This window comes from Mycobacterium sp. 852002-51163_SCH5372311, assembly GCF_001667115.1.
In the GTDB taxonomy this organism is placed as follows: Bacteria; Actinomycetota; Actinomycetes; order Mycobacteriales; family Mycobacteriaceae; genus Mycobacterium.
This window is the reverse complement of record NZ_LZIJ01000104.1, coordinates 22564-29360: the sequence shown is the minus strand read 5'-3', so window position 1 is coordinate 29360 and position 6797 is coordinate 22564. Positions and strand designations below refer to the sequence as shown.

The window sequence follows — 6797 nt, the reverse complement described above, 5'->3', positions numbered from 1 at the left end:
GTTGGTCGGCCGGTTCGTCTCCGCCGCGATCGCCGATACCCGCGCGGCCGCCGGCCCGGGTCCGCTGGTGCGCTACCAGGCCGACCTGCACGTCCCCGATTTGGTGCGTGCCGAGGTCGCTGTACTGAAAACCCTTGCGCTGCAATTTATTATGTCGGATCCACGGCACCTGGAAGGTCAGTCGCGTCAGCGTGAACGTATCCATCGGGTAGCGCACTGGCTGTACGCCGGGGCCCCCCGAACGCTCGACCCGATCTTTGCCGCGGCGTTCAACGTCGCACCAGACGACGGCGCCCGGTGGCGGGTGATCGTCGACCAGATCGCGTCGTATACCGAGGGCCGGCTGGAGCGGGTGGACGCGCGCCGCGCAGACCTGTAGCGAAGACCGGACGGAATCGCAGGCGTTAGGCTGCCAAGCATGATCAGGAACCCGGCGGTCGCCGCCCTTCTGCTATCGCTTCCCGTCGTGGCTATGACCGCCTGTAGTTCTGCTCAGAATCCGAGTAGCCCGACAAGCAGCAGCCCAGCAGTCCAGAGCAGTTCGCCGAACCGGGCTGGCACGCTTGCGGCACACCTGAAAACGGCTGAAGGCAAACCCGTTGCCGATGCAACGTTCATTTTCAGCAATGGACAGGTCAGCGTGCGCATACAGACGATCGGCACTGGAATCCTCGCGCCCGGTAGTCACCAGGTGCATATCCACGAGATAGGAAAATGCGAGCCCAACTCCGTTGGCCCCGAGGGCGGCCCGCCCGGCAACTTCCTGTCCGCGGGCGGGCATTACCAGGCGCCGGGGCATACCGGGCAGCTGGCAAGCGGCGACCTGCCGCCCCTTGAGATTTCCCCGGACGGCTCCGGTTCCCTGCAGACCACTACCGATGCGTTCACCAAGGACCAGCTACTGGCTGGAAAAGGGACGGCGTTGATGATCCACGGTGTCGGCGACATGGCGATGGAACGGGTCGCATGCGGTGTAATCGGGACCTAATGGCGATCACGAGCGCGGCGCAGCCGGGCGAAGTGGGTCGTCATCATCGGAACCAGCCTGCGACCGGGGCTCTACACTAGGCCGATGGCTGGCCGGATCTCCGATCGCGATATCGCCGCCATCCGCGAGCGGATCCGCATCGAGGACGTCGTCGGCGACTACGTGCAACTTCGAAAAGCCGGGGCCGACTCCCTGAAAGGGCTTTGCCCATTCCACAACGAAAAGTCGCCGTCCTTCCATGTCCGGCCCAATCACGGTCATTTCCATTGCTTCGGCTGCGGTGAAGGCGGCGACGTGTATGCCTTCGTCCAGAAGATCGAGCACGTCAGCTTCGTCGAGGCGGTCGAACTGCTCGCCGACCGCGTCGGCCACACGATCAGCTACACCGGCGCGGCCACCAGCGTGCAGCGCGACCGCGGCAGCCGCAGCCGTCTGGTCGCGGCCAACGCGGCCGCGGCGGAGTTCTATGCGGCAGCGCTGGATTCCGACGAAGCAGCCCCGGCCCGTCAGTACCTGCAGGACCGGAACTTCGATGCCGACGCCGCGCGCCGTTTCGGGTGCGGATTCGCGCCTTCTGGCTGGGATTCTCTGACAAAGCAGCTGCAGCGCAAAGGTTTTGAGTTCAAAGAGCTGGAAGCCGCGGGTTTGTCCCGACAAGGTCGCCGCGGCCCGATCGACCGTTTTCACCGGCGCTTGCTGTGGCCCATCCGTACCGCGGCGGGCGAAGTGATCGGGTTTGGCGCCCGCCGCCTGTTCGACGACGACCCGATGGAGGCCAAGTACGTCAACACGCCCGAGACGCTGCTCTACAAGAAGTCCTCGGTGATGTTCGGTATCGACTTGGCCAAACGCGACATCGCGAAGGGGCATCAGGCGGTTGTGGTCGAGGGCTACACCGATGTCATGGCGATGCATCTGGCCGGTGTCACCACCGCGGTTGCGTCGTGCGGCACCGCGTTCGGCGACGATCACCTGGCGATGCTGCGCCGGCTGATGATGGACGACAGCTTCTTCCGGGGTGAGCTGATCTACGTCTTCGACGGTGACGAGGCCGGCCGTGCCGCCGCACTCAAAGCGCTCGACGGTGAACAGAACTTGGCGGGTCAGTCTTTCGTCGCGGTAGCCCCGGACGGCATGGACCCCTGCGATTTGCGGTTGAAGTCCGGCGACGGCGCACTGCGCGACCTGGTCGCGCGTCGAACCCCGTTGTTCGAGTTCGCAATTCGCACCGCGCTGGCCGAGATGGACCTCGACAGCGCCGAAGGCAGGGTGGCCGCGCTGCGACGCTGTGTACCCATCGTCGGCCAAATCAAGGACCCCACCTTGCGCGACGAGTACGCCCGGCAGCTCGCCGGCTGGGTCGGATGGGCCGATGTCGCCCAAGTCATCGGCCGAGTGCGCGATGACGCCAAGAAGTCCGTGCGGCCCGGCCGGGCCGGCGCCGGATCGAAAGCCCCCCGTCGGGTCACCCAGGAGCGGTCCGAGATGCCCGCCGCAGCACCCACCGAAACGGCGGCTGCCCGTCCGGACCCGCGCGAGCCGACCCTGTGGCCACAGCGCGAAGCGCTCAAATCGGCGCTGCAGTACCCGGCGCTGGCCGGCCCGGTTTTCGACACGCTGACCGTGGAAAGCTTTACCCACCCCGGTTACGCGGCAGTGCGGGCGGCAATCGAGGCGGCGGGCGGCACGTCAGCCGGTATCACCGGCGCGCAGTGGATCGATGCGGTGCGTCGGCACACCACGTCGGCGTTGACCGCGGGTCTGATCAGCGAGCTGGGGGTCGAGGCCATCCAGGTCGACGACGAAAAGCTGCCGCGCTACATCGCCGGCGTGCTGGCCCGTCTGCAGGAGGTGTGGATGGGCCGCCAGATCGCCGAAGTCAAGTCGAAGTTGCAGCGCATGTCACCGATCGAGCAAGGCGACGAATACCACGCCCTGTTCGGCGACCTGGTCGCGATGGAGGCCTACCGACGCAGCCTGCTGGAGCAGGCCAGCGGCGACGATCTCACCGCGTGACGTGTTGGTCGCGATAGTCGGCACCATTTGGCTGCCGCTCGTCAACCCGCTCGACGACGGTCGTCTGGTTGTCGATCTCGGCCAGCGTGACGAACCCTGCATCGGGTGAGATCCGATTCGCGATCTTGCGACGGCCCCCTTCGATCACCGACTTGGCCACGGGACTGCCGGTAACCGCCCGATAAGTGCCGACGATCTGCTCATATCGGCGACGACCGGCCTTGCTGCCCAGCACGTAACCGACCCCAAGCACGACGACATACCCGATCAAAACGGTTCCTCCCGTACTAAAGCGCGGATTGCTCCATACTGCCTTACCCACCGGGGTGCGCGCTTGCCGTGCCTGATGTCGGGCTTGCTAGTTGGTCGAGCTATGCCAGTACGCTAGAGTCGTCCCGCGATCCGCCTCAGAATTCAAGTGGATCGGGCGGTCCTCCGTAGCTCAATTGGCAGAGCGTTCGGCTGTTAACCGAAGGGTTCCTGGTTCGAGTCCAGGCGGGGGAGCAGGATGAGCCTCCGGTCGCCGGAAGACGCTGGCGAGTTCCGTAACTTTCGCCGCGAAAGTGCGACTACCGACCACGTGTCTCGGGAAATGTGTTGGCAGCTGCACTTTCGCGACGTTCAAGGCTCCGCGGCGCTGCCGTCGGGATAGTGGTAACTCTCCGTACGCCTTGTCGCAGAACGCGGCGGGCCGTGCCGGAACCACACCAGTCACATTAGACACCCGCGGTGCTCGGCTGGCGATTTTGAAACTTGCTAGCACCCGCGATAGCGCATTCCAGAATCGTCACGCGGTTCCATTCCCGGTACTGGAGTTACAGATGTGACGAACCGCTAGGCCACCGTCGAGCGGCGCAGTCGGGCAACGAGCGGGTACAGCTGGCAGCCGAGGCATATCCCGAAAGCCGCGTTGAGGAACGCGGCGAACAACGCGAACCCGGTCGCGATCACGCCGAGCAGCGGGATCGAGGCGGCAAACCCGACCACCCCGAACCCCGCGAATATGAAACCGACCAACTGAGCGAACTTCAGCGGCGGTACCGGCTCCCGCTCGGTGACCGGTCCCAGTCGCGGCGCGACGAGCTTGCGAAACAGCACTCCGTACGGGCCGTTGCGAGGACCGCGCCACGCGGTTATCGCGAAGACGACGGTCTGGGCGCCCAGGATCACCGCGGCCGCGCGTGCGCTGAACGCGGAGACGATCAATGTGAGCACCAGAACCGTGGTGCTGACCCAGGCGGCGAATCGCGGACCCCGCACGTCCACTCGGCCGTTGTCGGTTGACATGTACCGCTCCTAATCGATGGTCAAGTCAAGAGTGGCTCAAGTGCCGTCCGCAGGTCCGCCGCCTTTGGTACGCCTCCGCTGCGATATCGTTGCCGGCCGCCGGCATCGAAGATGAACGTGGTCGGCAGCGAGAGCACCGAAAACCGTTTAGCCGCAACCGGATTAGTATCGATATCGATCTCCATGTGGGCTACCCCGGGCAAGTCTGTGCATACCTCGTCGACCACGCGACGCACCGAGGCACACGGACCGCACCACGCGGCGCTGAAGTGCACGACGGTCGGCCCCACATCGGACAAACCGAGCTCCGTGCTGTCGTGTTCGGGCTCACCGCCGGTTTCGCGCAATACCCCGGACCGTCGGTTAACGGCAACGCCAATGGCTGTGGCACCGCCCAGTGCGGTGGCGGTTGCGATCGTGGCGGCGACGACAATGCTCATCAGAGGCCGGCTTCAGATCGAGAAGTCTTCGCCATGCCACACTCCACCTTCCGGCGGCCGGATGACACGGTCACTTTGCTGACCGGCGCCGTTGCCTTCCAGCCTGGCCACCCGCGTGAGCAGGGATTGCAGGCTGACCCCCACCAGATCGGGCAGCGCGGAGTCGTCTTCGGTGCCTTTGCCGGGGCGGCTGATGACCTGCCCGGGCACTCCGACCACCACGGCACTTGACGGAACCTCCTTGACCACAACGGAGTTGGCGCCGATTCGGCTGTCGTCGCCGATCTTGATCGGGCCCAGCACCTTGGCTCCGGCGCCGATGATCACCCGGTCACCGACAGTGGGGTGGCGCTTGCCGGTATCCGAACCAGTGCCGCCGAGGGTGACACCGTGGAAGAGCGTCACATCGTCGCCCACCTCCGCGGTTTCCCCGATCACCACGCCGGTCGCGTGGTCGATGAACAGCCCGCCGCCCAGTACGGCACCGGGATGGATGTCGACGCCGGTCAGGATGCGGGTGAGCTCCGCGATAGCGCGGGCGGCCAACCGCCAGCCGCGATGCCACAGCCGGTGGCTGATCCGGTGGCCCCACACCGCGTGCACGCCGGGGTAGCAGAGGATGACCTCCAGCGTCGTGGGCTTGGCCGGATCACGCTCCTTGGCCACCCGGATGTCCCGCCGTATCGCTGTCAGCATGGTCAATCGCTCAGGTCGGCGAACAGCACCGTGCTCAGGTACCGCTCGCCGAAGTCGGGGAGCACGACGACGATGAGCTTGCCGGCGTTCTCCGGTCGCCGGGCCACCTCGAGGGCGGCGGCAACGGCAGCGCCCGAGGAAATGCCGACCAGCAGCCCTTCTTCCTTGGCCAGCCGCCGGGCCAGATCGAGGGCGTCTTCGTTTTCCACGGTGACGACCTCGTCGACCAAACCCATGTCCAAGACGGCGGGGATGAACCCCGCGCCGATGCCCTGGATCGGGTGCGGGCCCTTCTGGCCGCCGGAGAGCACCGGCGACGCGGTGGGCTCGACGGCGACGAACCGCGCAGACGGCTTGCGCTCCTTGATGATCTGGGCCACGCCGGTGATGGTGCCGCCGGTCCCGATGCCGGACACGAAGATGTCGACCTTGCCGTCGGTGTCCTGCCAGACCTCCTCGGCGGTTGTGACCGCGTGCACCGCGGGGTTGGCTGGATTCTCGAATTGCTGTGGTATGAAATACCGTTCGTCGCTCTTGGCGAGTTCCTCGGCTTTGGCGATCGCCCCCGCCATGCCCTCCGCGCCCGGCGTCAGGACGAGTTCGGCGCCGTAGGCGCGCAACAGCATCCGCCGCTCGATGCTCATCGTGTCGGGCATGGTCAGCACGCACTTGTAGCCGCGCGCGGCGGCCACCATCGCCAATGCAATGCCAGTGTTCCCGCTCGTCGGCTCGAGGATGATGGTGTCCGGCTTGATCAGGCCCGCCCGCTCGGCCGCGTCGATCATGGCCACCCCGATGCGGTCCTTCACGCTGCCTGCCGGATTGAAGGACTCCAGCTTGGCAACCACGTCGGCCACGGCGCCATCGGTGACCCGGCGCAGCCGGACCAGCGGGGTACCACCTATCAGTTGGGTGATGTTGTCGGCAATGGTCATGTGGGTCCTTCGGCGGTGTCGGTACAGCTTCGTCGGACTGCCGGGTGATGTCGAAGTCGATGGCTAAATCGGTCGGCGTCGGTCTGCATTGTCGGGGCGGCGGGTGTGGGTCACTGGGGCGCCCGTCGAACGCCGCTCCGGTCAGCACCCGTCCGGTGAGGCGTCAGCAAATCAACAGTGACAACAACAACAACAACAGTTCACCACGGGGCGGCGCGTAAGGACGAAGCGCGGCAGTGTGGGCTGTTGCATGGCACCACTATATGACAGTCCCATATCGAGCAACCCGAGCACGCCAAACCTAGCCAGCCATGGATGCGACATCGACGTGTTCAGCAACGTCCCGCTTCGGCCGCGGCGGCGCAAATGCCAGCTGATCGGCCGCCCGAATTGTTGCGCGATCGGCTGCCAACCAGGTGATCGGATTCCTGCGAA

7 protein-coding genes, 1 tRNA gene and 1 pseudogene are annotated in these 6797 nt (G+C 65.7%); 4 read left to right on the top strand and 5 right to left on the bottom strand.

Going from position 1 to position 6797, the window contains the following annotated elements; translation table 11 throughout:
• From A5791_RS13645 to dnaG, 3 genes and pseudogenes are all read left to right on the top strand, one after another.
• Window positions 1-379, top strand: a pseudogene (locus A5791_RS13645) (deoxyguanosinetriphosphate triphosphohydrolase); the annotation flags it as partial.
• A 39-nt stretch (window positions 380-418) separates the two neighbouring features.
• The gene (locus A5791_RS13640; protein WP_082966909.1) at window positions 419-988 is read left to right on the top strand and encodes a superoxide dismutase family protein; all 570 of its coding nucleotides are present in this window, start codon (window positions 419-421) and stop codon (window positions 986-988) included.
• Between the two features lie 84 nt (window positions 989-1072).
• Window positions 1073-3004 (top strand): DNA primase, encoded by a 1932-nt coding sequence (gene dnaG / locus A5791_RS13635; RefSeq protein WP_067237215.1) that lies wholly within the window; start codon window positions 1073-1075, stop codon window positions 3002-3004.
• Here the strand turns inward: dnaG and A5791_RS13630 are convergent.
• On the bottom strand, window positions 2994-3275 hold the full coding sequence (locus A5791_RS13630) for a hypothetical protein (protein ID WP_067237212.1): 282 nt from the start codon (window positions 3273-3275) through the stop codon (window positions 2994-2996). The genes dnaG and A5791_RS13630 overlap by 11 nt on opposite strands.
• A 160-nt stretch (window positions 3276-3435) precedes the next feature.
• Between A5791_RS13630 and A5791_RS13625 the strand changes: the two genes are divergently transcribed.
• Window positions 3436-3508 (top strand) — tRNA-Asn (locus A5791_RS13625).
• A 330-nt stretch (window positions 3509-3838) separates the two neighbouring features.
• Here A5791_RS13625 and A5791_RS13620 read toward each other — a convergent pair.
• The 4 genes from A5791_RS13620 to cysK are packed head-to-tail and all read right to left on the bottom strand — an operon-like array spanning window position 3839 to window position 6362.
• A complete protein-coding gene (locus tag A5791_RS13620; protein ID WP_067237210.1) occupies window positions 3839-4291 on the bottom strand; it encodes a DUF4395 domain-containing protein in 453 nt (150 codons plus the stop codon).
• 20 nt (window positions 4292-4311) lie between these two features.
• Window positions 4312-4731, bottom strand: a complete 420-nt coding sequence (locus A5791_RS13615; RefSeq protein WP_067237206.1) for a thioredoxin family protein — start codon at window positions 4729-4731, stop codon at window positions 4312-4314.
• Window positions 4732-4743: 12 nt separating this feature from the next.
• Entirely contained in the window at window positions 4744-5427 is a 684-nt protein-coding gene (cysE, locus tag A5791_RS13610; RefSeq protein ID WP_067237202.1) for a serine O-acetyltransferase, read from the bottom strand.
• Between the two features lie 2 nt (window positions 5428-5429).
• Window positions 5430-6362 (bottom strand): cysteine synthase A, encoded by a 933-nt coding sequence (cysK, locus tag A5791_RS13605; RefSeq protein WP_067237197.1) that lies wholly within the window; start codon window positions 6360-6362, stop codon window positions 5430-5432.
• Window positions 6363-6797: the final 435 nt, after the last annotated feature.